Genomic DNA, 26,685 nt, shown 5'->3' on the forward strand with positions numbered 1-26,685 from the left:
CTCAAATGGAATCGTGATGCGACGTTTATGGGTATTGCCTACCTCCCGTGCGGGCTGGTGGTTGTTGGTAGCGTTTGTGGGGCTGGTCGGTGCTGGAATCTGGCCGGTCATTGGCTGGGTCAACCGAGCGACGCTGGTCATGGGGTTGCCGCTGCTGGTGGTGTGGAGCTACGTGATCATATTGGCCTGCGTGGTCGTCATGCTGGTGGGCAATCGCATCGTGGAGCGTGACGACCATGAGTAGCCTCTGGCCGCTGACCATCACGCTGCTGTATGTGGCCGCTGCCATGCTGCTTGGCCTGCGCGCCCGAGCGGGCCGTTCCATGAATAGCCTGGAGGAGTGGGGGGTGGCAGGGCGCAGCATGGGGCCTGTCACGCTGTACCTGCTGATAGCGGCCGGCAGCGTCAGTGCCTACACCTTCATGGGCGCGCCCGGCTGGGCCTACTCCAAAGGCGTGGCAGTGTTCTACGTGGCCGTTTACCTGGCCTATCTGGCGCTGGTGGCCTGGTATTTCGGGCCCAAGGTATGGCAGTTCGGCAAGCAGTTTGGCCATGTCACCCAGGCCAGTGCCATTGCCGACCGCTACCAGAGTGTGGCGCTGGGCGCGCTGGCGGCCAGCGTCATGGCGGTAGGCTCGATTGCCTATGCGGTGCTGCAAACGGTGGGGTCGGCATACATTCTCTTCGTGATGAGCGGCGGGGCCATTCCGGTGTGGCTGGGGGTGGTGCTGGTGCTGGCGTGTATCGCCGTGTATCTGTGCGCCAGCGGTCAGCGCGCGATTGGGCGCACCAACGCGTTTCAAGGGGCGCTGATGCTGGTCGTGGCCTGGGCCGTCGGGCTTTGGGCGATGCAGAGTGCGACGGGCAGCGTGAGTTTTGCGGCCGTGTTCGAGCGTATTCAGACTGACCACGCGGAGTTTCTGACGCTGCCTGGAGCGGCGGGCGACATGAGCTTCAGTTTCTGGACCACTTCGATCATCGTTTCGATGTTGTCATTCATGCCGCCCGTATGGACCCAGTGGATGAGTGCTTCCTCGGCACGCACGATACGCCGTAGTGCGACCTGGCTGCCGACCTACTACATCGTGATTTTGCCCATGGTCACCGTGGGTTTCATCGGTATCTTTTCATTGCCGGAGCTGGCACGGGCAGACTCCGTCGTGCTGGAGTATGCCATGCAGCACTTGCCGGTGGTGCTGGTCGGACTGTTGGGGGCAGGCACGCTGGCAGCCGCCATGTCGTCGAGTGAGCCGTTCATACATTCGGTCTCCCTCTCCATGAGCAAGGATGTCCTGCAGCCTTTGCTGGGGTTGTCCGATGGTACGACGGCCAAAGTGGCACGCTGGTTGATCCTGCCCATCATGGCGCTGGTGATTGCGCCGCTGGCGATTGCCGAGCCGGGAAGCCTGGTGATGATTCTGCTGGTGGGGCTGGGGTTTGCTTCTCAAGTGCTGCCTGCGTTCATCGGCATGTTCTTTTGGCCTAGAGCGTCGAAGCTAGGTGTCATGGCGGGTATCGTGGCGGGCTTCATGGTCACGGTGGCATTCACCGCCGTGTGGCCACATCCGCTGGGGATCCATGCCGGATTCTGGGGGCTGATGGTCAATCTGCCGCTCTTTTTTGCCGTGTCGCTGGTCACTCCAGCGGGGGCCAGTGAGGTGGTCGAGCGGTTCTTTCGCATTTCGGCGCCACGAGGGCTGACCCGGCTGGGGCGTTAGAGGAGAAGAGAGAAGAGAGAACAGACGAGGCCAGCGCTGACGCTGGCCTCGCGGGTATGGCTACGATTGGCCGCCTGCAGCGCCCCCCACGATGCCACTGCGGAAGCCGCCCTGACGAGAATTGGCGTGATCCAGATGGTTGGCCACGGCGTCTTCCGGGGTGCCCGCCATTTCACGGAACATGCCCATGGAGCCCAGCAGCGCCGAGGATTCGTAGGGCACGAAGACGCGCTCGCCGTCCTTGGCCATGGTGGGCAGCACCTTGATGTAGCTCTGGCCAAGCAGATAGCCCACTACCGTACGCTTGTGCTCGTCGCTGTCGCCAATGGCGCTGAGCACCAGCTTGATCGACTCCTGCTCGCCCTGGGCACGCAGAATGGCCGACTCTTTATCGCCCTGGGCGTTGAGGATGGCAGACTCACGCTGGCCCTGGGCCATGGCGATGGCTGCTGATTTCTCGCCTTCGGCTTCGGTGACCGTTGCACGACGCTTACGCTCGGCAGCCATTTGCAGACGCATGGCCGACTCCACCTCTTCCGGCATGGCGATGTCCTGAACTTCGACCCGGGAGATCTTGACCCCCCACTTGGAAGCAGGCTCTTCCATGGCAGCCTGAATCTCGTTGTTCACCTCGGCCCGGGATTCGAACAGCTTATCCAGCTCCATCTTGCCGACCACCGAACGCAGCGTGGTCTTGGCCAGTACCTCCACGGCCTGGCTCATGTTCTCGACTTCATAGACTGCTCGCTTGGGGTCGATGATCTGATAGTAGAGCGCGCCGTTGATCCGCACCGTGACGTTGTCGGTGGTCACGACCGGCTGGCCCGGAAAGTCCATGACGGTTTCCCGACGGTCGATACGAATTTCATCGCTGGTGATGGGGTGATACTCCTCGCCCATCTTCTTGTAGCGAATCATGGTGATGGCGCGGGGCTGCTCGATAAAGGGAATGATGATGTTGATGCCGCTCTCCAGCACCCGGTGAAACGAGCCTAGTCGCTCGATCACCATGACTTCCGATTGGCGAACGATCACCAAGCCCTTGGAAATGATCAGAATACCGATGACCACGATGATCAGGCTGATCAACAGGCCTGGGCTGATGGGTAGATCCATGGTTAAAGCTCCTTGTGTTGCGAATGGTCGTCCTGGGGAACCGGGTTGCTGGCAGGGGCCAGCATGACCAGGGCGGTGGTGCCCTCGAAACGTTTGAACACCACCGGAGTGCCGGAGGGCAGCTCGGTGGCTCCGCTCTCCAGCACGCGTAGTCGATAGAAGTCGCCATTGACCTTGATGCCGGTGGCATTATCGAAGTCGCGGGTCAGGGTGACATAGTGTTGGTTCTTTTCCACACCGGTACCGGTGGTGCCGTAGGCGACCCCCTTGGGCGAAAAGCGCGGGCGAATCACCATCACGCCCACGGGCACCAGAATACCCGCGAAGATGCCCATGCTGAGCAGTTGCCAGGGCAGTGTCAGCCCCAGCGCGGTGACGGCGGCGGTCAAGGCGGCGGCGATGCCCAGCGCCAGGAGGACCATGGCGCCAGAGGTCAGCTCGCCGAGACTGAGCAGCAGCGCGATGACTAGCCAGGTGTAGGCCGGATTCCAATCCATGAGCACTCCTTATCAAGTGGACTCCCCCAAGGGTAACGTACCTTAGGCCTAGCGTCTCCCCACTTTTCCACAGGTGGTGCTGTAACTGCCTGAATAGCGTTGAAAATTTCAGTGCTATCAACGAGATCGGGGCTTTCCCGCCGGTATCATGTTGTTACCCCTAACACCATGAACCAAAAGGAAAGCCCCGATGCTTCAAGATGCCAAAGACCGCGCCAAATGGAAAGCTCGCCTGATCGACTGGTGTGACGACCTGTCGGATCACCTCGCTCGACCCGTCGTGAAGCTGGCGGCAGAAACGCTCTTTGGCATCCTGGCCAGCGGTAGTTTGCGCCAGGCCGAGATCGCCCGCGCCTTGAAGGAACCCTGTCGGCTACACCACACGCAGAAGCGGTTGTCGCGCATGCTGTCCCGGCACAGCGAGCTTGCCTGGGCCGCGGAGCAACTGCAGCTCCAGCGGATCACGCCCTATATCACCGATGACATGGTGCTGGCCATCGATCCGGGCGACCTGAACCGGGATGGCGCCCCGACCAGTGAATACCGAACCCGCGTTCGCGACGGTGATACCGGCGAGATCGTCGGCGGTTATCCGCTGATCAGCGTGGTGGCACGCGACCTGAAGCGGGGCACCACCTGGCCACTGCTCACGCGGCTGCTATCGCCGGCTCGCGGCGGCTACCGCAGTGAAAACACCGATATCCTGAGCGTGATGGATACCGTGCAGCGCCATGTGGAGGGCCGGCCACTGTGGGTCATCGATCGTGGCGGCGATCGAGGGCGGCTGTGGGATGCCTGGCTGCGCGCCGAGCGTCATGTGCTGGTCCGGGCCGCCAATCAGCGCTTCTGGCAGTGGCGAGATACCGCCAAGACGTCGCAGCAGATTGCCCGAGATCTGCCACTGAAGCACCGCGGCCACTTGCGCCGTGGGCAGCATATCCCGGTGCGGTTCGGCATCACCAAGGTCACACTGCGGGAGCATCCGGAGACGCCGCTGTGGATGATCGTTGTCGATCATGAGAAGTCGGAGCGCCTGGTGCTGGTGACGACGCGCCCGGTGCGTGGTCGCCGCCAAGGCGAGCGGATGATTCAGGCTTACCTGGATCGCTGGGCCTGCGAGGAGGGGTACCGGTTCACCAAGCAGGGGTTCGACCTAGAGGGTGTCCAGGCACGCCGTTTCACGACGCTGCAGAACCTGGTGGCGCTGGCCAGCCTGGCCTGGGCACTGCTTGTCATTTTCAGCAATTAGTGCGACCCTCAGGGCGTAATATCGGGCTATTATGGTAGTCTGTACAGGATTGAGTGCGACAGAATTAATAGCAATTGATGCGACAGGTCTTGTTTTATTCAACATTTGGTGCGACTGCCCATGCCACTGCCTACATCCGTTCGTAAAATCGGCCCTACCCGACGAAGTGTGTCTGGCTACTATGCCTTTCGCGGGGAGGAGTCTATTGCGTTCGAGTCGACGCTCGAACGTGATTTCCTCATCAAGGCTGACTTTGATGTGAGCGTCCTTGGTGTGATATCCCAGCCGTGCGAGATCCCGTTTCATCATCCCGTGACCGGTAGGCGCTACACCTACACACCTGACTATTTGGTTTATTACCGTCTCGGTAACCGTCATTACAGGGATTACCCAAAACCTCTCCTGGTGGAGGTCAAACCACGGGAAAAGTGGCAAGCACATTGGCGTGAATGGTCGCCTAAATGGAAGGCGGCGATACGGCATGCCAACAATGAGGGCTGGGCGTTTCGCATTCATGATGAAAGCCGCATTCGTGATAAGACCTTGGACAACATTACCTTCCTAGCGCGCTACAAGCGGATGGTGTTTCCCTCTGTCGAAAGCCAGGCAGTCCTCAACACGGTGAGGGAAATGGGGGTGGCGACCTTGGATTACCTGCTTTCTCGGCACTTTATGGGCGATATTTACCGGGCAGAGGGGATTGCGCATTTATGGCATCTACTGGCGACTCGGCAGTTAGATTGCGATATGGCCCAATCCTTCAGTCCTCTATCGGAGGTATGGGTACCCGATTATGAATAACCATCGTGGCAGCGCAACTGAACCCAATAACGGCGTCGCCCAAACACGCCAACACTTGCAGATTATGGTGGGTGAGCAGGTTCAGAAAGATGGCACCGTTTACCGAATTTCCCAGGTGCTCGATTTTGAGACAGTCATTGGCATTGCCGTTGAGTCCGGGCGTAGTTGCCCGCTTCGCATCAAAGAACTAGCGCCTCTCAATAGCGGGTCCGTATCCCCTGAGCAGGATATGTCCGAGATTGGGGATACCGATTGGCGGGAGGCCGAGCATCGCTTTTCCATCATTAAGCCCTTGGTGGATCGCCATACGGTGGGGCGGGATGCAGCGGAGGAGCGTGCGAAACAAACGGGGGTTGATACGGCTACGATCTACCGTTGGTTGAAGCGGTATAAAGCGACGGGCTCGGTGCTCGCATTGATTCCTCAAAAGCCAGGGTGGAAGAAGGGAAAGTCGCGTATTCCCGCGCATGCCGAGGCAGTGATTCAGGAAGTCATCAAAGAGGTGTATTTGACGCTGCAGCGTCCGTCCGCACAAAAAGCGGTACAGGAAGTCATGCGGCGCTGCCATGAACGGCGCATCGACCCGCCGAGCCCTGGTACCGTTCGTGCTCGTCTGCGTGATATCCCAGAGCGTGACCGGTTGCGTGGCCATGGTTTTAGAGACAAAGCCATTAACAAGTTCCAGCCGGCTGCCGGAAAATTTCCCAATGCGGACTATCCCCTGAATCCGTGAGACCGGCCCCCGGAAGCACTTCTAACCCACTGACCTGCATGGCAATATAGCCATTATCGCCATTCACCCAGACAGTGCCATGCCCAACATAAAGTTCCGCGCCAGTCGCCGCACCCTCACCAGCCACGCCGGGCTGTCCATCATCGGGCAATGCTTCGAGATCGCTGGCGTCGACAGCATCGACAGCCGCTTCCCCACCACGCTGGGCATGCGCACCAGTGACGTGATCAAGAGCTACCTGGGCCTGCTGTGTCTGGGCATGAGCGACTATGACGCTGTCGAGAACTTCCGCCGCGACAAGCCCTTCCAACAACTGCTGACCCTGCAGAAGGTGCCGAGCGCGGCGACGCTGCGACAGCGGCTGGAGAAACTTGCCGCCAACGACCTGCAGGCGCGCACCGCCACCTGGTCCACGACCCTGCTGTCACTGATCGAAGCACCGATCACCGCCGAGACGACGCACGTCTGCCTGGACATCGACACCTTCGTCATGGACAACAGCAACTCGAAGAAGGAAGGCGTCTCGCGGACCTACCAGAAGGTCGATGGCTACACCCCGATCGCCGCCTATCTGGGCAACGAAGGGTGGTGCCTGGGTCTGGAACTGCGGCCTGGCAAGCAGCACACCATGAAGGAGAGCAACGCCTTCCTGGAGCGGGTACTGCCTCGCGCCCAATGCTTGACCAGGCAACCGATCCTGTTACGCGAGGACAGCGGCTTCGACAGCCAGGCGCACCTGGCGCTTCTCGAACAGCAACGCCAGGTCTTTGCCGACGAGGGGCGCCGGCTCGACTATGTCGTCAAATGGAACCCGCGCGGCTCGGCCACGGCTGATCGAGATACCTGGCTGGCGGTGGCGGCGGACTACTGGGAAGAGCTGCGTCCTGGCAAGCGCCAGGCGCTGTGGACGCAGACCGTCTCGATCCACGACGACAACAAGACCGAATACGTCGTCCAACGCGTGATGCGCCTGGTAGAGCGCACCGCCGATCGCGATGGCCAGTTGCTGCTCGAACCGGACTATGAGTTGGAAGGCTGGTGGACCAGCCTGGACGAGGCGCCGGAGGCGGTGATCAAGCGCTACCAGGCGCATGCCACCCATGAGCAGTTTCACAGCGAGATCAAGACCGATCTCGACCTGGAGCGCTTGCCGTCCGGCAAGTTCGCCACCAACGATCTGATCCTGCATCTCGCCCAGTTGGCCTACAACATCCTGCGCCTGATGGGACAGCTGGGCATGACCGGCGAGCTGAGCCCGGTTCGCCACCCGGCCAAGCGGCGCCGGCTGCGCACCGTGCTACAAGAGTTGGTGCACCGTGCGGCTCTCGTGATTCACAAGGCACGGCAGATCATCCTCGACTTCGGGCAGGATATCGGGCGCATGACGGTGCTCAAGACGCTGCGGAGCCGACTGCGTTATCCATGAGGAACGCCATGCTGACCGTCAATCGGCGACACTCTATCCACAAGCAGTTCCAGGCGACACGCGATCGCCAGATATGTCGTGCCTGGCGGGTGGAAAGGCATGACAAAACGGGCCGTCAGCACCGATCAGCACGGTGGGTTTTGGCAATAACGGGCTTGCGAAAGCCAACTTGCACGGGGCGAATGATCAAAAAGTGCTCGCTGGCGGTGATAGGGAAAGTGTCGGCGCCGGCTTCACGGATTCAGGTATCCGTTAGCCGTTATGCAGATTGACCACACGCCTGCCGATATTATTTTGGTCGATGACGTGTATCGCAAGCCGATTGGTCGCCCATGGATTACGTTGGCCATGGACGTGTTTACTCGCATGGTCACGGGGTATTACTTGTCGTTTGACCCGCCCTCTGAAACATCTGTCGGCATGTGTGTGGCGCACTCCATGCTTCCTAAAGATGAGTGGTTGCTACTGCATAATGTGGAGGCTGAGTGGCCGGTATGGGGCACACCCGCCACGATTCATGTCGATAACGGCCCAGATTTTCGCTCTGAGACGTTTCGGCGCTCATGCCTAGCCTATGGGGTCAACCTTGAGTTTCGGCCTGTTAAGCAGCCTCGTTATGGTGGCCACATTGAGCGGGTACTGGGCTCTCTTCTAAAGGAAATCCATAACCTGCCTGGGACGACCTTCTCCTCCATTAAAGAGAAAGAGGGATACGATCCAGAGAAGCACGCGGCCATGACGAAAAGCGAGTTTGAAGAGTGGCTGGTGACGTTGATTTGCAAGGTTTACCACCAGCGCCTTCATTCTGGGATTGGTATGTCGCCGATGAAAAAGTGGGAAATTGGTGTGTTTGGCAATGCGGATGTGCAGGGAGTGGGATTAGCGCCGAGGCCTGCTGACAGGCTCTCTGTATTGCTCGATTTTTTGCCCAGCTTTCAGCGTACGATCCAGACCTTTGGTGTGACCATCGATGGCATAAACTATTACGATGAAGCGCTAAGACCTTGGATCAATGCCAAAGATCCAGACATGCCAGACAAGAAACGCACCTTTGTTTTCCGGCGCGACCCTCGCGACATTAGTGTCATTTGGTTCAAAGACCCGGAGCTCGGGCACTATTTTCGCGTGCCCTTTGCCAATCTTGCCCTCCCCTCGATGAGTGTTTGGGAGTATGCCCAAGCTAAAGCGCGCCTTCGGCAGGAAGGAAGAAACTCGGTCAATGAGACTGAAATTCTACGCGCTATTAGTGAGCTGCGAACCCATGTGGAGGAGTCGCAAGCACGTACTAAGCGAAGTCGCCGTCAGGCACAACGACGTAAAGAGCATGAGAAGAAGGTGACGCCTGCAGATCCCCTTTTACATGCGCCCTCAACTGCGGCCCCTAAAGAGACACCCGCTCAAGGGGACGGTCTTTTAACGGGTGATATCGATGTGAACTGGGACATAGCATGAGCACACACCTTCATCCTGATCTTCGTCACGTCTTGGGGCTGTCCGCTAAAGAGCGAATGGAGTTTATGGATCAACCGCGCTGGTTGGGCTATCCATTGGCCAATCGTGTCATTGAGGTCATGCGTGGGTTGATGGAGAAGCCCAGTCGTCCTCGTATGCCTAACCTCTTGCTCGTGGGTGACTCCAACAACGGAAAGACAAGTTTCGTAAGCAGTACGGTGAAGGCTACGTGAATGAAGACGTAGAGCCCGTGAAGCCTGTTGTTGTCACTCAGGCTCCCCCGAGTGCCGATGAGAAAAGTCTGTATATCGCAGTGCTAGAGAGTTTCTGGGCTCCCTACCGGCCTACAGATCCTGTTCCCAAGCTGCGCTACCAGGTGATTCATCAACTGCGTGCTTGCCATACGCGCTTACTGATCATCGATGAGTTTCACTCTCTGTTAACCGGTGGTGCTGTTAAGCAGCGCGAAACGATGAATGCCATTAAGCTTTTATGCAATGAGCTAATGATTCCCATCGTTGGTGTGGGGACGCAAGATGCTGTGCGTGTGCTGCATTCAGACCCACAGCATGCGAGTCGCTTTGATGTGGTCGCGTTACCAAAGTGGGAGCTCAATCAGGAGTTTCAGAAGCTGCTCGCTGGCTTTGAGAAGATATTACCTCTCAAACATCCTTCCCAACTGCATGAGCCCCAATTGGCGACCCAGCTCCACGCGATTTCTGGCGGTAATTTGGGTGACCTGCACCGGCTGCTGATTGAGTGTGCAAATGCCGCTATTTTGTCTGGAGCTGAGTGCATCGATGAGAAAATTATTCAGAGTAAATCATGGGTGCGGCCCACCCGTGGCATTAGGGAAGTGATGCTGTAATGACCTGGGCGCTGAGTGTGCCCCTGCTGCCTGAGGAGTCCCTTTCATCATGGCTCGTTCGGGCGGCGTTGCGACAGGGGTGTGATCCTTTGTCGCTCACCGGGGCTATTTGGCCAACATGGCGTATATGGACGAGGGACATTGATAGGGAAATACCCCTCGCAAGAATGCGCCCATTAGTGAATGCCTCGGGGATATCTTCCGCTAAGTTTCAGAAAGCGGGGATGCGGGACGATTGTGAGAAAGTGGTCGGTTACTCGTTACCGGAAACCCGGACTTGGCCCTGGTTGTTGGCACTCGGCAGCCGAAATCGAACCCGCCATGGAGGACAACAGGTATGCACGTTGTGCTTGGCAGAGGACTCAACCCCCTACTTGCGCCGGCACTGGCGATTCGCTTGGCACACTGGGTGCCGCTTTCATGGGGTGCAGCTGGTAGATGAGTGCCCAGCATGCAAGGCCCCTATAGAGCCCCATCGCCTGACAGCGGAAGATCAACATTTAGCTCAATGCAGCCGGTGTCATAACGATTTTAGAAAGGCGGTATGCACGTCGCCTTTACCTGAAGCGTTCAGTGTTCAAGTGATGGCTGATCGTGTGTTAGAACAGGATAAGGTGACGTTTAGGCAGGCCTCTATCGCACCCGCCGATTGGTTTTCTATGGTGGCCTTTTTTATTGGCGTTATACGGCGTGCAAGTCGGCGGCCTGTGTCACCCCTGGCCGATGCGCTTCTTTCATTGGGCATTTCGGTTACGGATTGCCGAATGCCTGTGTCTGGCCTGGCGTTTGAGCTGCTGGCTGTCAGCGAGCGTAGTGCCTTATTGGTAGCGTTGGAACGCTTGCTCAGTATGGGCCTTGAAGAAACGTTCAGCGTTCTGGTCGCGTGCAATGTCAAAACGAGCGCGCTTCATGATCCCCGAAGGTCGCCCCCCGTTGTGTTGTTGCCGCTGCTATCACGGTTATCTCACCACCCTCATGGGCCGCATCGCCGCCGTGTTCCCCCGGCTTGTCGCCCCATGTCGGAACGCGCTGTTAGAGCCTCATGGGCGCGTTTAAAACGCAGAATGAAAGCGGAGCCAACCTCTTGAATCAACACCAAACGGTCGACTGCGATGAGTGTGGCCGAGAAGTCTCCAAATTGTGGCGACGCCATAAAGGGCACGGCTACTGTTCAACTTGCTATGCTCGTGTGTTTAAGCGGCGGATGTGCCCACGATGTGGTGAGTTAGCCCGTCTGCCTAAGAATGACCCAGACGCCGTCTGTCGTCAGTGCAACGTTGACAAACCGTGTGCACGATGTGGAAAAGCCAGTTCAGACTACAACATCGGCAAGGTCACTCCCTACGGCCCTGTCTGTATCGCCTGCGCTCCCTATTTCAAAGAACCAGAGCCCTGCGAGGCGTGTGGGAAAGCATCTCAACGTCTTACCCGAGTGGCGCGTATGGGGCATGATCATCTCTTATGTCCACGCTGTTCGACAGCAGACCACGGTACCTGTTCTGCATGTCGTCGACATCGTTTATTGGTGGTGGCACCCAACGGGGATGCGTTGTGCAAAGCCTGTAATGAGCAAGGGGAAATTGCCTGCCCATCGTGTGGTAATCCCATGCCAGCGGGTCGAGGTGATGCCTGTGAGCCCTGCTATTGGACGCGAACATGCCGTAAACGCATCACCATTGGCCAAGCCGGTATCACTACCAAAGCGTTAAGTGAGGCCTTTGGGGAATTTGGTGAATGGCTGATTCGTATCACTGGGCCGCATAAGGCTGCCCTCAAGATCAATCATTTCTTCTCGTTCTTCCTTGAGCTCGACCAGGCATGGTCACGGATACCGAGCTATTCGGAGCTACTTCATCACTTCGGGGCGGAGGGCTTGCGGCGTGTGAGGCTTCCCATGCGATGGTTGCATGAAGAGCAAGGGGTAGAGCCGGATCACCAAGCAAAGCGGATCGACTCAGAGAAAAGACGTATTCAAGCGTGTCTCAGTTCTATGCCGTTCGCTTCGCTATCAGACCAAGTGCTGCAAGCCTATTGGCTGCAATTGGAAACCCGTATAGAGGCGGGCAAAACGTCCCACACCTCCGCACGACTTGCACTAAGAGCGGCAGCCGCATTGCTACTCGCTACTGACCGGGAGGGGCAGCGACTGCCTCAACAGGGCGATGTGGACAACTATTTGCATGCGGTGCCCGGACAAGCAGCCTCGGTCACGGGGTTTACTAATTTCTTAAATCGCCAACATGCCACCACGTTGGCTCCTCGGGTGGATGTAAAACGGGCAAGAAAGCGGCGAAAAGAAACACTAGCCCGCACCCTGATGACGATGGCCCGGTGTGCTGATCAAGGAGAGGCCTGGAGGGAGGCATGGATCGTTGCTGCCATGGAGTATTTCCATGACACAAAATTAACGCAGAAAATGCTTCGACAACAGACCGTAGAGCGGACGACAGACGGGATACAGGTGGTAGTGGGTGGCGTTACCTACTGGCTGCCTCTGGATATTGAGTGCTAAGACACTGATAGCGCGCAGTCACTTGGAGGGCCCCGCGACTCTGTAGGCGAATGTCGCCCCGCCGTTTGGACGGGGCTATGGCTCTCTACCTATATGCCAGGGCTCAACGGGGTGCCAAAAGGCGTGTCATGACCGTTGAGATGACGTCAAAACCAGGTCTTCATAAATGCCCTTGATAGCCTTCTCTTCTGGGCTGTGGCGCTGTGGCTCCTGTTCCTGCTTTGGATGTAGTGGGGTTATAAGCCCGTTAGAGAGTGACAGGACATCGCTGAGCTGCTCGTAATCGAGGTTTACGTTATCGACATTGTATTGGTTAAGGCGTGTCATGGTCTCTGTGAGTGCGGTCATACTGTGCTCTTCTTCTCCAAGCGGCGGAAAGGCTTGAATCAGCGGCTGACCGCCTTCCCAACCTATCTTGATCGGCTGATTGATGATGTTGACTTGGGTGCCGGGTGGAATGCGGTCAAATATAGATTCGATGTCTTTGGGTAACATGCGGATACAACCTCGGCTTGCGCGCATGCCAATGCCATCGGGCTGGTTGGTGCCGTGAATCAAATAGCCATCGAAGCCTAGGATGATGGCATGGTCTCCTAGCGGGTTATCGGGGCCGGGCGGTACAACGCTTGGTGCGGTTTCGCCGCGTGCTTCCGCTTCACGTTTTACCGACTCAGGCGGGTACCATGCGGGGTTTTTAATGTTCATGGTGGTCTCGGTCACACCAAGGGGTGTATCAAACCCTTCGCGACCGATGCCGATAGGATAGGTCTCAACGCGCGGTGTCTCACCGGTTTTGACATCTGGGTAGTAGTAAAGCCGCAGCTCGGCGATATTGATGACGACCCCAGTACGCTCGACATTCGGCAGGATGAAGCGTCCTGGAATGGTTACTTCAGTACCCACTCCGGGCACCCAAATACTGACCTCTGGGTTAGCACGTACAATCTCCTGGTAGCCAAGGTTGTGACGTCTGGCAATATCAATCAGAGTATCCTCGTAATTCTTCACGATGAAGGTGTCAGCCTCTCCGATAATATTGCCTTCCTCAGGTAGTGGGTAATGCCCCTTGGGCCATTCCGTCTCCTGGGCAGTGGAAGGTTGTGCCGCCATGGCGACAGGGAGCCATGCCAGAAACGAAACCATCACACTCACGATGAAGCCGATCTGCATTGGCCATGGGAGGAATCTCTTAAGTATTGCTGCGTTCTTTGCCAAGAGCATCGCTAGGTTCCTTTTTCATCTAATGCGTCGTTTTTTGATCGAGATAAGTTCAGTTGTAACCCGAGCAGTGTCAGCACCGCAGCGAGTATCCAAGCGGGGCCACTACCGGTGCGTGTGAAAGGAGTTAGGCCCTGCATCGGGGTCACCTCGCCCGTTAAACTGGCCTGTTCAAACTGTGGGGCACGGGCTGTGACGTGACCTTGTGAATCGATGATGGCCGTCACGCCATTACTGGTAGCTCGAAGTAGGTGACGACCATTTTCTAAGGCACGTAGACGCGCCATTTGAAGATGTTGGTGTGGGCCAATGGAACGCCCAAACCACGTATCGTTGGAAACCGTTAATAGCAGCTCGGCATTACGCGCCTGCTGGGCGACATGGTCGGCAAAAATGATTTCGTAACAAATGGCATTGCCAATGGTGGCTCCAGCCACGTGTAACGGAGCCTGTTCGCCTGACCCTGGGGTCAGGCGAGGTACTGGCAAGTCGAAAAAAGCAAGGGTGCCAGCGAGGAGACTTTGGAATGGCAAATACTCGCCAAAGGGCACCAAGTGCGCCTTCTGGTATTCGCCCTGCACATCATTTAGCCCTATGACGCTGTTATAAGAGCGCCCTTCACTGTCGCGTTGCAAAATGCCGGTCAACAAGGCGGTGTCAGGCCCCAGGTCGGACGCTACTTGCTCAAGTATTTGCTGTGCTTCCTGCTCAAGCATGGGAAGGGCTGCCTCGGGCCAAACGATGAGATCGATATCCCTTGCTTGCTCCCGTGTCATCGCCGTGTAGATACTGATCGCCTCGCGCTGCCCTTGGGCAGTCCACTTAATGCGCTGGTCAAGATTCCCTTGCAGCAATGCCACCCGGATGGGCTTGCCAGCCGGGGTTGTCCATTGGGCGGGCAATAGGAATGGAACGATCCACAAGGCGGCCATTGGGACAAGGAAACTCCAGCGGCGACGCAGTACCTCTACCCCTAACGTACCTGTCAGCGCGGTCATGAGTGACAGCAAGTACACACCACCAACGGGCGCCCATGGGGCTAGTGGAGAATCAATCTGAGAGGTGCCCAGCAATAACCAGGGAAAGCCGGTGAGCATCCAAGTGCGTAGCCATTCGCTCACCACCCACATACCGGCAAAGCTAAGAAAGGCGAACCGTGGCCCCGTGATGCGTCGATAGAGCCCAAAGGGGACTGCAAAGAAGAGCGCCAGGACGCTGACAAAAAGAGTGGTGAGGAACATCGCCACCAAGGCCCCGGTGCCACTGAAATCGTGAATAGCAACGAAGACCCACGACGTGCCTGAACCGAACAGGCCTACCCCATAGCACCACCCACGCAGGGTGGCCATGGCGGGCGTTAGCAACTGTATCTTCCAATAGACCAGTGCCACGGCCACTGGGCCAAGCCACCATAGGGAAAAGGGGGCGGCACTCAAGGTGGTCAGCACCCCAGCGGCGAGCGCTACAACGCAATCGACTATTGGTGAGGAGCGCCCAGCAAAAAGCGTATATTCTTTATCTTTATCGACCACATCCATAGCGTTACTCAGAGCGCTTAAAAGCAGGACTTTCACGCCATAACGCCACCGCGAACATCAATACACCGGCAAATAGCGCGATATCGGCCATGTTAAAGGCGGGCCAATGCCATTCGCCCCAGTAAATGTCCAGATAGTCGACGACGTACCCTCGCGCTAAGCGATCAACAGTATTACCGAGCGCGCCGCCAAGAATCAGGCTGTACGCACAGGCCTCCAAGCGCGACAGGGGTTTGCATAGCTGCACAACCAATACGACGACCACCACCAACGCTAAACCAAGAAAGAGGTAGCGCTGCCAACCCCCTGCTTCTGCGAGAAAGCTGAAAGCGGCTCCTGTGTTCCCGGTATAAACCCAGTTAAAAAACGGCGTTAGCGGAATGACTTGGCCAAACGACATCTGAGCATGCACAATTTCCTTGACCAGTTGATCGGCTAGAGCCATCACGCAAGCTAATGTGAACCATGGCCAGCGACGTGAAGGGCTATCGTGTTGCACTGTTCTCATGAGGTTACTTTTCCTTGTGACAGGCCTGTCATTGCGGTACTGGGCGAAAAGCGGTAACCCAGCAGTCGCATGGCGTTCAACGTCACCAGGACGGTAGCACCGGTATCGGCCATCACCGCAATCCACATGCCGGTAATACCCAGCGCCGTTGTAACTAGGAAAATGGCTTTTAAGCCAAGGGCGAGAACAACGTTGGTTTTCACATTGCGCAGCGTGGCACGAGAGAGGTCTATCAGCTCAGCGATGCCGGTAACGCGGTTCTTGAGCAAGGCTGCATCGGCGGTTTCCAACGCCACATCCGTGCCGCCCCCCATCGCGATACCCACATCGGCTGCCGCGAGTGCCGGTGCATCGTTGATGCCATCGCCTACTTTACCGATGGGGCCACGGCCAGCCGCTTGCCAGTCTCGAACATACGCTGCCTTGTCTTCAGGCATTAGTTCGCCGTACGCTTCAATGCCTAAGCGACCCCCCGTGGCAGCGACGGTGCGGGCATTATCACCGCTGAGCATGACCGCCTGTACGCCTAAACGGGATAGCGCCGCTAGGCCTTCAATGGCATCTTCGCGTGGCTCATCGCGAACCGCGATCAAGCCCAGTAAACGCTCGCCTTCGACGAGGAGAGCGAGGCTCTTACCGGCTTCTTCTAACGCGACAATCCGAGCACTGAGACTTTCCTCAAGGATGACTTTCTCGTGAAGGTGACGAGGCGTCATTAAGCTCAGCTCGCGACCCTCCACCTGGCCGGAAACACCGCGCCCCGCCAGAGCGCGGCCGCCGGTGACGGTGGGGAGGTTGATGCCCGACTGTCGGGCATGCTCAACGATAGCCGTGGCGATAGGGTGACTGGAATCCCGCTCTATTGCGGCGGCGAGCCGCAATACGCTGTTATCGTCTTCCTCAGCAATCCAAGACTCCACATCTGTGACTCTTGGGGTACCCGCAGTGAGGGTGCCCGTTTTATCTAATGCCACCAAGCGAAGCTTACCTAACTGTTCAAGAACGGCTCCCCCTTTGATCAGTAGTCCGCGCCGAGCTCCCGCCGAGAGACCGGCGGCGATGGCGGCTGGGGTGGAAATGACTAACGCGCAGGGGCATGCGATTAACAGCAATGCTAACGCACGGTAAATCGACTCCGACCATGCCATGGTCGATACCAGCGGTGGCACTATCGCCATCAGTAGGGCGAGTAAGACGACGGCGGGCATATAGTAATACGCAAAACGATCAATAAAGCGTGCTATCGGTGCCTTGGCGGCCTGTGCTTCTTCAACCAGACGAATAACGCGTGCGATCGTATTGTCATCAGCGCCTCGTGTTACCTCCACCTCCAGGGCGGCATCAAGATTCACTGTGCCAGCAAAAATGTCATCACCAGGCGCTCGCGAACGGGGTATGGACTCGCCGTTTACCGGCGACTCGTCAATGTCGGAGGTGCCCACCAGGATGCGTCCATCGCAGGGTACGCGATCACCGGGCCGCACCAGCACACGCTGCCCGGGTTTAAGTGACTCCGCCGAGACGTCACGCAGATGGCCGTTGTCCATCAGCCTCGCCGTTGAGGGTGTTAAATTTGCCAAGGCTGAGATACTGCGGCGCGCTCGTGAAGCAGCTACCCCTTCGAGTAGCTCACCTACGGCGAACAAGAACACGACCATCGCAGCTTCAGCGGCAGCATTGATGGCCAATGCGCCAAGCGCAGCGATGCACATCAGCATCTCTATGGTAAAGGGATTGCGCATTTTGAGGGCGCCCCAGGCACTCTGCGCAATGGGTATTAAGCCGACTAGCGTGGCCAAAATGAAAGGCATATTACCCAGCGCAGGCCATGCTAAACGAAGCGCGAAGGCCACTATCAGCAGATTTCCTGTGATAATGACCAAGCGCCCTTTAGCGGTTTGCCACCAAGAGGATGAAGCACCAGATGCGCGTGTTTGGCCATCATGGGAAGCCACTTGATAGCCTAGTTCGTTCAGGATGCCCTCAATGGTCTTTCGCGAGGGGGCCCCGTGATCGTGGTGGTGAATCTTCACTGATCCCGTGACCGAGCTTGCCGTGACTTCCTCAATGCCTTCCAGTCGCTCTAGCGCCGACACAACCTTGCGCTCACAACCGCCGCAGTCCATGCCTTCAACACGCAGCGTCAAGGTGGTAGGCGCTGTTGTCGGCGTTGATGTTTTCATGGTGCCTCTCCTGCCAATGGGCTATGGTTTTTAAGTGTAAACCTTGTAGCAACTACAGCTTCAAGCCCTGCGTAAGGAGTTTTACCATGTCGATGATCGGCCAAAGTATCAGCATTGGTGAGTTAGCACGACGAGCCGATTGCAAACCTGAAACGGTTCGCTATTACGAGCGTATTGGGCTGTTGCGCGATGCGACACGAACCGGTGGGGGGCAGCGCCGCTATGGAGACGACGCTGTGCGGCGCTTGACCTTTATTCGTCATGCCCGTGACTTTGGCTTTTCGGTGGAGTCAGTGCGAGAGCTTTTGGCCATGTCAGATCAACCTGATATGCCTTGCCAAGAAGTCGATGCCATCGCCACGCATCACCTAAAGAAAGTGGAGTCCCGCCTTCAACGACTGTCCATACTGCGTGAGGAGCTTCAACGGATGGTCACACAGTGTGCCGGTGGTAAAGTGGAAAGCTGCCGAATCATTGAGGTCATCAGTGATCATCAGCTCTGTATCACTGAAAAATCGCACGGAGGGGCTCACGACTTGGGTTAGCACTAACGCTACGCCCCACGCCCAATGGTTAGCCCAGCGAAACATCCAAAAACAGCATGAGTACCAATCCGATGGAGAGGCCCAGCGTGGCCTTTTTTTGGTGCCCGCTTCGATGAGTTTCGGGAATAATCTCATGACTGATCACATACAACATCGCCCCCGCTGCAAAGGCCAACCCCCAGGGCAGTAGCGCTTGTGACATGCTGATGACTCCAGCGCCTAATAAGCCACCTAACGGCTCAACAAGCCCCGTAAGGGCGGCAATCGTCCATGACCGCCAACGTGAATAGCCCACGCCTAGCAGTGATACTGCTACGGCCAGTCCTTCTGGGGCATTCTGAAGTCCAATGCCAATCGCTAGTGGAATGCCTCCTTCGCTTCCCCCTGCGCCGAAGGCCACGCCAACGGCCAGCCCCTCTGGCAGGTTGTGTATCGTAATGGCAATAATAAACAACCAGATACGACGTAGTGAGGCAGCCTCTGGCCCTTCTCGCCCCTGTTCGAAGTGCTCATGAGGTAAGAGTTCGTTCAGTAGTGCGACCATTCCAATCCCTAGCAAGATGGCCGCACAGGCAATGGCAGCAGGTACCACGCTACCTCCGTAACGCAGCTCCGAGGCTTCTAAGGAGGGTATGATCAGTGAGAAGAAAGAGGCCGCTAGCATGACGCCAGCGGCGAACCCCAACGCTAAATCGCGAACACCACGATTCGGTCTTTTGGTAAACAAGATAGGAAGCGCCCCGACAGCCGTCATCAAGCCCGCGGCAAGGCTTCCCAATACCCCCATTGTGACGAGAGAAACCTCTTCCATACCGATTACCTGTCTTGTGGTAGATGAGTGATCACAGCGCTAGGGTTCCATAACGAGGCAAGCACACGTTCACGTTACTAACAATCCATGCAACGTTGCTAAGCACGGGTGGTTACGGCTCGTTAAACGAGATCAAGTCATAAATGGACGCCGTGCCGATAGCTTGTTCCAAGCGATCTCTTGCCTCGTAAAGTGACGCTTGATATTCACCTTGAGTCGGCTGCTCACCCAACATGATGCGTTGACCTTGACCAAGGGGATCAACAGGCTGGTTATTGACTCTCACTTCGTAATGCAGGTTGGGGCCCGTGGCGACCCCGGAGGAACCTACCTCTCCGAGCGACTCTCCCGCATTGACTAAATCCCCAACCACTAGCTGTGGGGAGAATCGGCTAAGGTGTGTGTAGCGACTAATGGCCCCTGTGTCGTGCTCCACCTCGATCACCTGCCCATATCCCCCTTGGCGACCCATAAAGAATACGCGCCCAGGTGCGGTGGCAATGACCGGCGTTCCTGTCGGCGCAGCCAAGTCAATTCCATTATGAGGACGCATCCCTCCATACACAGGATGTCGCCGATTCCCAAAGCGAGACGTTAAGCGGGCACTAAGCACGGGCAACCGCAACGTGCCTAGCAGGGTGTCGCTTTTGAAAAGAGCTACGTCCCCCTTTTGGGTGACCGGCCATATGACCTCCAAGGGCTCTGCCTGATCAGGCAGAGCGGCATAACTGAGGCGTGGTGGCCCAACACGGGCGCCGTCCTGGCGTCGATCTTCCTCCCACACTAATTGAATACGTTCACTGCCAGAAAACTCCAGCGGCGCTGCGATAAACTCGCTGAGCAGTGTTTCCAGTTTAGTGGCGAAACGCGTTGGGACACCTTCTGCTGCCAAGGCCTCGTAGAGGGTGGTATCAATGACGACATCACGCCCAAAGGTTAGGGTATCAACGCTATCGAGCGGTAATGTGCCTTCTTGCTCGCTAGCCGCCTGTAACTTGACAGGGCTAAGTTCAGACGGAGGCAATGACAGATGCGTTTGCCAATTGGCTTCGGCTAGCAAGGGGTAAAAGCCCACCAAGCCTAGTAACCACCAGCGCTGCATCACTGGCCATCCTCTTCCCCAGAGATCTCCGCTACTTCACTCTCGACGGCATCAATCAGCTCTTGCATACCAAAGGGGTCTAAAGGCTCGCCATTGACAAAAAAGGTAGGTGTTTGGCGAATCTGATTGGCTCTGACATCCGCCATGTCTTGGTCAATCACCGCCTGCACCTCAGCAGAAGTCAGTTGCTCTTCGGCAGCCGCTAAATCAAGGCCTCCTTGGCTCGCGATATCGAGGATAGCGGATTCATCAAAACTGCCATGTGAAGCCCATTGATCCTGGCGAGCCAGCAGCCTCTCCAGTACCGGTTCAAAGACGCCCTGACGACGAGCAACTTCTAATACCCGAATGGCCTTGTCCGATACGTCGCCGTGGAAAGGAGTGTAGCGCACGATGAGCCGCACTTTTTCTGGGTAGGTTTCCAGAATACTTTTTGTCAGGGGATAGAAAGCACGGCAGGCTTCGCAAGCCGGATCGAAGAATTCCACAATCGTCACCGGCGCGTCTTCTCGTCCCAAGATGGGGGAGTGTGAACGCACCAAGGAGTCCTCGGCCTGGACACCGCTCTCTTTTGCTGCCTGAGCTTGCATGTCTAAGAGGGCAGGCTTCGATACGGCGACGATCGCAGCGGTCAGCATTAACGTACCGGCCAATATAAAAGACGCTTTTTTGAACATGTTTCTCTCTCTGTCTCAACGATGGGGTGGAAAAGTAGGGTTGAAAAATAAGCCAATCGCTATGGGAGTAAGCTGCTCGCTATCTACCTGAGCTGGGAGCCGGCCTCGGTCTGTCACTCATGCCCATATAGATTGGCATTTTGATGCGCGTGGTCACTATGCTCAAACTCTAGGCTGGAATGAGCAATACTGAAGCGCATTTTAAGCTGCTCCTTGATCTCTGCTTTGACGGATTCAAGCTGCTGCCAGCCGGTTTCTGTCAGAACCACGTGGCAGTCAAGGGCTGCCATGTTTTCCTGCATCTGCCATAGATGCACATGGTGAATATCCTGGACTCCCTCGATATCTCGTACGGTCTCAACGACTGCCTGCCCGTCAATGTCCGGGGGAGATCCCAGCATTAGCGTACGGATAGGGCCGCCAATTTCAGAGAAGGCTAGGTAAAGAATATATAGCGCAATCCCTATCGTGATCGCGGGGTCTACCCAGCGCATGTCGTACAGTAAAATAAGCGAACCACCGATAATCACGGCGATGGAGGCAAACGCATCCGATAAGTTATGCAGAAAAAGGGCGCGGATATTGACACTCTCTTTTTGCATTGACCACGTGAGCATGGCGGTAAGGGCATCGACGACGAGCGCGACGCCACCAATAATCACGATCGTCCATCCCTCTATCTCAGGGGGATCGACCATCCGCATAGCGCCTTCGTAAATCAGGTAGACACCGACAATAATGAGGGTGGTGTAATTGATGAGTGCTGCCACTATCTCGATGCGGCCATAGCCAAAGGTCATATGCACATCGGCAGGCCGTCTGGCGATTTTACGAGCAGCAAAGGCAATGACTAATGCTGCCAAGTCAGAAAAGTTATGTAACGCATCAGCGATCAGCGATAGGCTCCCCGCCATAATGCCACCGACGATTTGAGCGATGGTTAAGAGCCCATTGGCCCAAATGGAGATGCTGACGCGCCGGTCGCCAGAGGCAGGATCAATGTGGGGATGATCATGATGATGTCCCATCTGTTACCCTCTCTCGAATTATCTGTTCTTGGTACTATAAAACCTCTAGCAACTAAAGCTTCAACCCTTGAGCATTATCTATTTGCATCGCTGGATTGGGAAGCACGTCCCTAGCTACCAAGGAGCCTTTGTGTGCTGGGCCGAAGGTGATCATGTTTTAGGTGCGGGGCTCAATCCACTTCAACCGGTAACGTCCAATCCACCATGGGTAGATTCATTTATTTTGTCGAGGCGCACCTTGTCTGGTTTGTAATCGTCGTCGCGGGGGGAGGCTTACTCTTTCCGGCCACCGGAATAATGCTTAAGTTCGCGATTGGGCCATTACTGGCATTACTGATGTTGATTATCAGCCTCACATTCGATGCGCATGCAGTGCGCATCGTGTTCCGAAAGCCGTCACGGCAGTTGTTGGCATTGGGGCTGGTCTATGGGCCTATGTCGATTGCCGGGTGGCTAACGGGCCGTCTATTTTTTGGAAGCGGCCCGCTGGCTGCTGGCCAAACCTTGCTCGGCACGCTGCCGACAGATGTGTCTTCTCCTCTTTTGGTACTGATGGCGAAAGGCAATGTGGCGCTTGCCGCTGTTTTCAACGCAGTCAACACCGCGTTATGTCCGTTTATTGTTCCCTTCCTGTTTTTATGGCTCACCGGCCTTCAGTTAGACGTGCCGCTTGGATCAATTATTCTTGAATTAACACTAATCGTGCTTCTTCCTACCGTGATTGGGGTCAGCTTGCGTACAAGGTTCTCGGCTTTCTTTGCACGGCATGATTCAGCGTATGCAGGGATAGGGTCGATTCTGTATCTGCTGATCCTACTCGCCGTGGTCGGGCCGAATGCCACCACGATCATTGGCTATGGCTGGTATGCGTTTGTGATTGCGGGCGCGGCCCTGTGCCTCAATTTGATTGGGTACCTGGTAGGTATGTCCTCACGGTTACTCACCTCTGATCGCAAAGAGGTGATTACCTATCTTTTCACGGTCAGTAAAAAGGAATTCAGCATCGCTGCAGCGTTTGTCGCTGCTTCTGGCTTGCCATCAGAGATCGCAATTCCAGCCGCTTTTTTTGCCGTGATTCAAATGATCACTTCGCCCATCGCAGCGAAGATCCTCGCCCGCCACTGAAGGGATGGCCGTATCGGCTCTTCGTCAGAAGAGCAACCTGCACACGAGGTGTACAGGTTGCTCTTAGCGACAAAACAGACACCGCTACTCATAAAGGTGGCAAATAGTACCTATGCTAAGTCACTGCGACCAATACTGACCTTGCTAAAAGCATTTAACACAGAGGCTTCGCAGGGTATCTGTTCCTTTTTGGATTTAGGGTGCTTGAACGTATCGGCGAATCCTGGGCAGTGACCAACTAGTTTTTGGACAACACCTTCTACGTGCCGCACGTTAGACAGCACTTGGCGTAACCACTGCTCGAAGCTGCCTTGGTGGCTCAGCGTGAAGACTAAACCTTTATAGGAAGGAGGCTTGGATGCCTCCTCGCTACCGCCAGCTCTGGGTTTTGGAGGGCGTCGTTGGATCTCCATGAGATAGAGCGTTTGATCTAACACATGCACCCGAACGACGAGCACCCCGCGAGGTACCTTGGTCTGAGTATCAATGTAAACCCAATTAGCGACTGACGTTTCCACCTCCTCGTCTATTTCGAAAGGTTCGAGGCTGATCAACCGAGGGTCGGGGGAAGTGCTAAAGCCGTCTTCAAAGGTAAACCAGCTAACGCCACGAATCGTTTCGGGATAGGCCGATTGCAAATAGAGAAGCGCATTCCACATATCACGTAGAAAGCCCTGTGATTCCAGTGTAATAGGAGCATGAATAGAGGCCTGTCCGACCCCTTTTCCTGATCCATGCGGCTCCCCAGTGGAGAAAATAGTTTCGTCACCCGGAACGGGGACGCCTCGTGTATCGGGCACATTTTTTCGAGTATATCGTTTATCCAAGACGGCGCGAGGCTTACCTAAAATAACGAATTCGTCCTCAGGAAGGTCTAGCCAAGAAGAGCCATGGTCGGGCTCTTCATCATCCGTCAGGTCAATGACATCGGGGATGTCTTGAAGCTGATGATAGGGAAATTGAGTGGGAGCATCATCGCCATCGGTGGCTGGTACTGTCGTTGACTTCTCTCTTTCGCGGTGGATCGTGGCACCATCGGGCTGCGTACAGCCTAATATCTGCAAGCCTAGGAATGTGTTGCCACCATCAATTGGAACGCCAGAAACAGAGATTTCCCCGCTGCCTTGAAACCATGGGGTGGCTTTTAAAAGCATCTCATCTGGCGTGGAGCTGGTTTCAAATTGTGAATATATATATTTTGCAGCGCGCTTGGCATACGGATCGTACAACATATGCGCGAGCAAAATGGCATCGTGTTTATGAACATGATAGGTAAATTTGACAGGCCACGTACCTGGGGATGCAGGCGCATCAAGCGGTCGATAAAGACGTTTTTTGACTTCTTCCCAAGGGTAAGTGGCGAGCACTCGCTTGATTTCAGAAGATCGGCCGTAAACGCGAATAAAAAATTCTGTGCAAGGGATGAGCAAGTGTTTGCCATCTGGAAGGTCAAATTCAATCAGGTATGTTTTGTGCTGATTTTTCTGGGGTAAGTAGTTCGAGTCATGAAAAGCGGTATAGAGGCTTCGTCCTGATTGTCGTAAATCATCTAAGGTGACAATTCGCCAGCCGCCTGGAGAAAAAGAAACGGAGAATTTTCTTTCCTCGTAGGCAATACGCGAGCTACTCACGCCCTTTTCCCATACTGACCCTATTCTCAATAGCCCAAGATGCGTTAAGACAGTCTCACGTCTCATCACGCCTCCTAAGTTATTTTCATGGTCGATGGTTCTTAAGAAGATATGGATTTTAGGGACGCTTCGTAAGCGATTGTTCTTAAATATAGGCCCGTACCACCAAACGACCAAGCGCTCTGCCTCGTTTTTTAGGGTGCCATCATGGAAGCTAAAGGTTCTGGATTGTTTAAGAGAAACGGTCACAAAGGCGCACTCTATGTAAACTCAACATAGAGATTGTCGCAGCAATTATTGTTTAGTCGCAACAATTGTTGGAAATGACACTGCTTGCGGCCTATCAGGACCGAGCGCCGGAGTTGGTGCGGCACGCGCAACGTCAGAAGCGACACCGCCGGCTGATATTCCCGTTCTATAGCCTGCAGCGGGGCTGGCAACGGCTGTTTGCTCAAGGCCGAAGTGTTTTCTATCCCCTCTGGAGAAGAGCGCCAGACGCCGAGGCACGAATACCAGACTTGTTCACCTCCTCAGGAGGACTATGCCGATGACACGCCGGAAAATGGGGAGACCCTAGACCTTAGGCCTCTTGACCTCTGTGCTGCCCCAAGGTTTTAGACTTTTAATCTATCGTGACGATAGCGTCCTGCCTGACAGAGGCAGGCAAAGCCAATCAGCCATTGAGGAGCACACTGATGTCCAACGCTTGCCAAGGTGTCACCCAGAGCCTTTTACCCGCCATGCCCAGGCCGTACTGGGTAGGCGTCATGATGCTCGCGGGGGCGCTGATCACGCCGCTCAGCCATGCGCAATCAGATAGCCACGCCCACGAGTCCCATGGGCAGGCCGCATCACCTTCAGAGAATCCGGCCGTTGCCGCTTTTCAGGCGGCCAATGACCGTATGCATGAAGATATGAACATGGCCTTCAGCGGAGATCCCGACGTGGACTTTGCCAAGGGCATGATTCCGCACCATGAAGGCGCCATTGCGATGGCCGAGATCGTGCTCGAATATGGCGATGACCCAGAGATTCGCCAGCTCGCCGAGGAGATTATCGCGGCTCAAGAGAGTGAAATTGCGTTTCTGCGCGAGTGGCTCGAGCGTCAGGAACATTAACGTCACCTTGCCCGCATAATCCGCTACGCACCGGCCGCAACAGTGATATTCTGTCCGCCTCTTCAGGGTCGCATCAAAGGAGCGCCGCGTGTCGGGGGTAATTTACGGGTTGGATTTGGCGGGGATGATCGTGTTTGCCCTGTCGGGAGTCATTTTGGCCTGCCGTTCGCGGATGGACCCGTTTGGCATGCTGGTGCTGGCAGCGGTGACCGGGGTCGGCGGCGGCACCTTGAGGGATCTGGTGCTGGGTGTCCGGCCGGTGTTCTGGGTCACCGACCCCACGTATCTGTGGGTCATCCTCGCCACGGTGGGCGTGTCGTTGGTGGGATTTCACTATATCCATCGTCTGTCTCGGGGGTTTTTACCCATCGCGGATGCCTTCGGCCTGGCGCTGTTTACCGTGATCGGTACCCACAAGGCGCTGCTGCTGGGCACGTCGGGGGTGGTGGCGGTACTCATGGGCATGATGACCGGCGTGGCGGGAGGCATGATTCGTGACGTGTTGGCCCAGCGGGTGCCCATGGTGCTGCGCGAAGAGATCTATGCCACCGCCGCCATGGCGGGCGGGATCGTCTATGTGGTGCTCCAATCCTTGCAGGCACCGCTGACGCTTGCCATTGCGGCTGCCTTGAGTGTCACCCTGGGGCTGCGCTTGGCGGCGATTCACTGGCACCTGGCGCTGCCGGTGTTTGCCTGGGTGACCGTGCCGCCCAAACACGACGAAGCCGACGACACGACAGAGCCACACACCACCTCGCTCTCGACGCCCCAGAAGGCCAAGGAGCGGGTGCGCATGATTCGCCGCGAGCGTCGTCGTCGCTAAGCGCCT

At 56.2% G+C, this 26,685-nt stretch carries 24 protein-coding genes and 1 pseudogene; 14 read left to right on the forward strand and 11 right to left on the reverse strand.

Annotated elements, in window-relative coordinates:
- Positions 1 to 16: 16 nt before the first annotated feature.
- Complete coding sequence (locus RVM26_RS02075) at positions 17 to 244, forward strand: hypothetical protein (RefSeq protein WP_039175766.1); 228 nt, start codon at positions 17 to 19, stop codon at positions 242 to 244.
- Entirely contained in the window at positions 237 to 1,718 is a 1,482-nt protein-coding gene (locus RVM26_RS02080) for a sodium:solute symporter family protein (protein WP_498940512.1), read from the forward strand. Before RVM26_RS02075 ends, RVM26_RS02080 begins: the two co-directional genes overlap by 8 nt.
- Positions 1,719 to 1,778: 60 nt before the next feature.
- Here RVM26_RS02080 and RVM26_RS02085 read toward each other — a convergent pair whose 3' ends face one another.
- Positions 1,779 to 2,834 (reverse strand): SPFH domain-containing protein, encoded by a 1,056-nt coding sequence (locus RVM26_RS02085; protein ID WP_227407728.1) that lies wholly within the window; start codon positions 2,832 to 2,834, stop codon positions 1,779 to 1,781.
- A 2-nt stretch (positions 2,835 to 2,836) separates the two neighbouring features.
- Complete coding sequence (locus RVM26_RS02090; protein ID WP_039175771.1) at positions 2,837 to 3,331, reverse strand: NfeD family protein; 495 nt, start codon at positions 3,329 to 3,331, stop codon at positions 2,837 to 2,839.
- A 190-nt stretch (positions 3,332 to 3,521) separates the two neighbouring features.
- On the opposite strand from RVM26_RS02090, the gene RVM26_RS02095 reads away from it, so the two are divergent.
- The 8 genes and pseudogenes from RVM26_RS02095 (at position 3,522) to RVM26_RS02130 (ending at position 12,372) form a co-directional block, all read left to right on the forward strand.
- Entirely contained in the window at positions 3,522 to 4,580 is a 1,059-nt protein-coding gene (locus tag RVM26_RS02095) for a transposase (protein ID WP_016916420.1), read from the forward strand.
- A gap of 120 nt (positions 4,581 to 4,700) precedes the next feature.
- Positions 4,701 to 5,381: a heteromeric transposase endonuclease subunit TnsA gene (locus RVM26_RS02100; RefSeq protein WP_022521280.1), complete on the forward strand. Its 681-nt coding sequence runs from the start codon at positions 4,701 to 4,703 to the stop codon at positions 5,379 to 5,381.
- Positions 5,374 to 6,114: a hypothetical protein gene (locus tag RVM26_RS02105; protein WP_498940515.1), complete on the forward strand. Its 741-nt coding sequence runs from the start codon at positions 5,374 to 5,376 to the stop codon at positions 6,112 to 6,114. Before RVM26_RS02100 ends, RVM26_RS02105 begins: the two co-directional genes overlap by 8 nt.
- 79 nt (positions 6,115 to 6,193) lie before the next feature.
- Positions 6,194 to 7,540, forward strand: a complete 1,347-nt coding sequence (locus RVM26_RS02110) for an IS1380 family transposase (RefSeq protein WP_498939457.1) — start codon at positions 6,194 to 6,196, stop codon at positions 7,538 to 7,540.
- A 261-nt stretch (positions 7,541 to 7,801) separates the two neighbouring features.
- Positions 7,802 to 8,992 (forward strand): transposase, encoded by a 1,191-nt coding sequence (locus RVM26_RS02115; RefSeq protein ID WP_498940517.1) that lies wholly within the window; start codon positions 7,802 to 7,804, stop codon positions 8,990 to 8,992.
- 65 nt (positions 8,993 to 9,057) lie between these two features.
- A pseudogene (locus RVM26_RS02120) lies at positions 9,058 to 9,860 on the forward strand (TniB family NTP-binding protein).
- A complete protein-coding gene (locus tag RVM26_RS02125; protein WP_081139052.1) occupies positions 9,860 to 10,948 on the forward strand; it encodes a TniQ family protein in 1,089 nt (362 codons plus the stop codon). Before RVM26_RS02120 ends, RVM26_RS02125 begins: the two are co-directional and overlap by 1 nt.
- Positions 10,949 to 11,466: 518 nt before the next feature.
- On the forward strand, positions 11,467 to 12,372 hold the full coding sequence (locus RVM26_RS02130) for a hypothetical protein (protein WP_016916423.1): 906 nt from the start codon (positions 11,467 to 11,469) through the stop codon (positions 12,370 to 12,372).
- 126 nt (positions 12,373 to 12,498) lie between these two features.
- Here the strand turns inward: RVM26_RS02130 and RVM26_RS02135 are convergent, their stop codons facing one another.
- Genes RVM26_RS02135 through RVM26_RS02150 form a run of 4 tightly spaced genes read right to left on the reverse strand, consistent with a single transcriptional unit; the run spans position 12,499 to position 17,819 of the window.
- On the reverse strand, positions 12,499 to 13,542 hold the full coding sequence (locus RVM26_RS02135) for a L,D-transpeptidase family protein (protein WP_016916424.1): 1,044 nt from the start codon (positions 13,540 to 13,542) through the stop codon (positions 12,499 to 12,501).
- Between the two features lie 53 nt (positions 13,543 to 13,595).
- Positions 13,596 to 15,128: an apolipoprotein N-acyltransferase gene (lnt, locus tag RVM26_RS02140; RefSeq protein ID WP_022521287.1), complete on the reverse strand. Its 1,533-nt coding sequence runs from the start codon at positions 15,126 to 15,128 to the stop codon at positions 13,596 to 13,598.
- Positions 15,129 to 15,132: 4 nt separating this feature from the next.
- Positions 15,133 to 15,636 (reverse strand): signal peptidase II, encoded by a 504-nt coding sequence (gene lspA / locus RVM26_RS02145; protein ID WP_022521288.1) that lies wholly within the window; start codon positions 15,634 to 15,636, stop codon positions 15,133 to 15,135.
- On the reverse strand, positions 15,633 to 17,819 hold the full coding sequence (locus tag RVM26_RS02150; protein ID WP_054644987.1) for a heavy metal translocating P-type ATPase: 2,187 nt from the start codon (positions 17,817 to 17,819) through the stop codon (positions 15,633 to 15,635). Before RVM26_RS02150 ends, lspA begins: the two co-directional genes overlap by 4 nt.
- Before the next feature lie 86 nt (positions 17,820 to 17,905).
- On the opposite strand from RVM26_RS02150, the gene RVM26_RS02155 reads away from it, so the two are divergent.
- Positions 17,906 to 18,364: a MerR family transcriptional regulator gene (locus RVM26_RS02155; RefSeq protein WP_022521290.1), complete on the forward strand. Its 459-nt coding sequence runs from the start codon at positions 17,906 to 17,908 to the stop codon at positions 18,362 to 18,364.
- Between the two features lie 28 nt (positions 18,365 to 18,392).
- On the opposite strand, the gene RVM26_RS02160 is transcribed toward RVM26_RS02155, so the two are convergent.
- The 4 genes from RVM26_RS02160 to RVM26_RS02175 form a co-directional block, all read right to left on the reverse strand.
- On the reverse strand, positions 18,393 to 19,175 hold the full coding sequence (locus RVM26_RS02160) for a ZIP family metal transporter (RefSeq protein ID WP_016916429.1): 783 nt from the start codon (positions 19,173 to 19,175) through the stop codon (positions 18,393 to 18,395).
- A gap of 112 nt (positions 19,176 to 19,287) precedes the next feature.
- Entirely contained in the window at positions 19,288 to 20,277 is a 990-nt protein-coding gene (locus tag RVM26_RS02165; protein ID WP_022521291.1) for a M23 family metallopeptidase, read from the reverse strand.
- Positions 20,277 to 20,954 carry a DsbA family protein gene (locus RVM26_RS02170; protein WP_022521292.1) on the reverse strand — a complete coding sequence of 226 codons (678 nt, stop codon included), beginning with the start codon at positions 20,952 to 20,954 and terminating at the stop codon, positions 20,277 to 20,279. Before RVM26_RS02170 ends, RVM26_RS02165 begins: the two co-directional genes overlap by 1 nt.
- Before the next feature lie 113 nt (positions 20,955 to 21,067).
- Complete coding sequence (locus tag RVM26_RS02175) at positions 21,068 to 21,982, reverse strand: cation diffusion facilitator family transporter (protein ID WP_035556048.1); 915 nt, start codon at positions 21,980 to 21,982, stop codon at positions 21,068 to 21,070.
- A gap of 204 nt (positions 21,983 to 22,186) precedes the next feature.
- On the opposite strand from RVM26_RS02175, the gene RVM26_RS02180 reads away from it, so the two are divergent.
- Positions 22,187 to 23,107 carry a bile acid:sodium symporter family protein gene (locus RVM26_RS02180; protein ID WP_027957952.1) on the forward strand — a complete coding sequence of 307 codons (921 nt, stop codon included), beginning with the start codon at positions 22,187 to 22,189 and terminating at the stop codon, positions 23,105 to 23,107.
- A gap of 110 nt (positions 23,108 to 23,217) precedes the next feature.
- Here RVM26_RS02180 and RVM26_RS02185 read toward each other — a convergent pair whose 3' ends face one another.
- Positions 23,218 to 24,987: a hypothetical protein gene (locus tag RVM26_RS02185; RefSeq protein WP_128082404.1), complete on the reverse strand. Its 1,770-nt coding sequence runs from the start codon at positions 24,985 to 24,987 to the stop codon at positions 23,218 to 23,220.
- A 446-nt stretch (positions 24,988 to 25,433) separates the two neighbouring features.
- On the opposite strand from RVM26_RS02185, the gene copM reads away from it, so the two are divergent.
- Both copM and RVM26_RS02195 read left to right on the forward strand, forming a co-directional pair.
- The gene (gene copM / locus RVM26_RS02190; protein WP_084123732.1) at positions 25,434 to 25,856 is read left to right on the forward strand and encodes a CopM family metallochaperone; all 423 of its coding nucleotides are present in this window, start codon (positions 25,434 to 25,436) and stop codon (positions 25,854 to 25,856) included.
- An 88-nt stretch (positions 25,857 to 25,944) separates the two neighbouring features.
- Positions 25,945 to 26,679, forward strand: a complete 735-nt coding sequence (locus tag RVM26_RS02195; RefSeq protein ID WP_144979948.1) for a trimeric intracellular cation channel family protein — start codon at positions 25,945 to 25,947, stop codon at positions 26,677 to 26,679.
- The last annotated feature ends 6 nt before the right edge of the window (positions 26,680 to 26,685 follow it).

Origin of the sequence: Halomonas sp. KM072 (assembly GCF_050710315.1) — a bacterium.
Lineage (GTDB): Bacteria > Pseudomonadota > Gammaproteobacteria > Pseudomonadales > Halomonadaceae > Vreelandella > Vreelandella hamiltonii.

Excerpts from the sequence above, each read along its gene's own strand:
- RVM26_RS02075 (WP_039175766.1), top strand. The coding sequence starts at position 17 with ATGCGACGTTTATGGGTATTGCCTACCTCCCGTGCGGGCTGGTGGTTG.
- RVM26_RS02095 (WP_016916420.1), top strand. The coding sequence starts at position 3,522 with ATGCTTCAAGATGCCAAAGACCGCGCCAAATGGAAAGCTCGCCTGATC.
- RVM26_RS02090 (WP_039175771.1), bottom strand. The coding sequence starts at position 3,331 with ATGGATTGGAATCCGGCCTACACCTGGCTAGTCATCGCGCTGCTGCTC.
- RVM26_RS02160 (WP_016916429.1), bottom strand. The coding sequence starts at position 19,175 with ATGGAAGAGGTTTCTCTCGTCACAATGGGGGTATTGGGAAGCCTTGCC.
- RVM26_RS02165 (WP_022521291.1), bottom strand. The coding sequence starts at position 20,277 with ATGCAGCGCTGGTGGTTACTAGGCTTGGTGGGCTTTTACCCCTTGCTA.
- RVM26_RS02170 (WP_022521292.1), bottom strand. The coding sequence starts at position 20,954 with ATGTTCAAAAAAGCGTCTTTTATATTGGCCGGTACGTTAATGCTGACC.
- RVM26_RS02130 (WP_016916423.1), top strand. The coding sequence starts at position 11,467 with ATGCCAGCGGGTCGAGGTGATGCCTGTGAGCCCTGCTATTGGACGCGA.
- RVM26_RS02135 (WP_016916424.1), bottom strand. The coding sequence starts at position 13,542 with ATGCAGATCGGCTTCATCGTGAGTGTGATGGTTTCGTTTCTGGCATGG.
- RVM26_RS02085 (WP_227407728.1), bottom strand. The coding sequence starts at position 2,834 with ATGGATCTACCCATCAGCCCAGGCCTGTTGATCAGCCTGATCATCGTG.
- RVM26_RS02110 (WP_498939457.1), top strand. The coding sequence starts at position 6,194 with ATGCCCAACATAAAGTTCCGCGCCAGTCGCCGCACCCTCACCAGCCAC.
- lspA (WP_022521288.1), bottom strand. The coding sequence starts at position 15,636 with ATGAGAACAGTGCAACACGATAGCCCTTCACGTCGCTGGCCATGGTTC.
- RVM26_RS02150 (WP_054644987.1), bottom strand. The coding sequence starts at position 17,819 with ATGAAAACATCAACGCCGACAACAGCGCCTACCACCTTGACGCTGCGT.
- lnt (WP_022521287.1), bottom strand. The coding sequence starts at position 15,128 with ATGGATGTGGTCGATAAAGATAAAGAATATACGCTTTTTGCTGGGCGC.
- copM (WP_084123732.1), top strand. The coding sequence starts at position 25,434 with ATGTCCAACGCTTGCCAAGGTGTCACCCAGAGCCTTTTACCCGCCATG.
- RVM26_RS02175 (WP_035556048.1), bottom strand. The coding sequence starts at position 21,982 with ATGGGACATCATCATGATCATCCCCACATTGATCCTGCCTCTGGCGAC.
- RVM26_RS02100 (WP_022521280.1), top strand. The coding sequence starts at position 4,701 with ATGCCACTGCCTACATCCGTTCGTAAAATCGGCCCTACCCGACGAAGT.
- RVM26_RS02125 (WP_081139052.1), top strand. The coding sequence starts at position 9,860 with ATGACCTGGGCGCTGAGTGTGCCCCTGCTGCCTGAGGAGTCCCTTTCA.
- RVM26_RS02155 (WP_022521290.1), top strand. The coding sequence starts at position 17,906 with ATGTCGATGATCGGCCAAAGTATCAGCATTGGTGAGTTAGCACGACGA.
- RVM26_RS02180 (WP_027957952.1), top strand. The coding sequence starts at position 22,187 with ATGGGTAGATTCATTTATTTTGTCGAGGCGCACCTTGTCTGGTTTGTA.
- RVM26_RS02080 (WP_498940512.1), top strand. The coding sequence starts at position 237 with ATGAGTAGCCTCTGGCCGCTGACCATCACGCTGCTGTATGTGGCCGCT.
- RVM26_RS02115 (WP_498940517.1), top strand. The coding sequence starts at position 7,802 with ATGCAGATTGACCACACGCCTGCCGATATTATTTTGGTCGATGACGTG.
- RVM26_RS02105 (WP_498940515.1), top strand. The coding sequence starts at position 5,374 with ATGAATAACCATCGTGGCAGCGCAACTGAACCCAATAACGGCGTCGCC.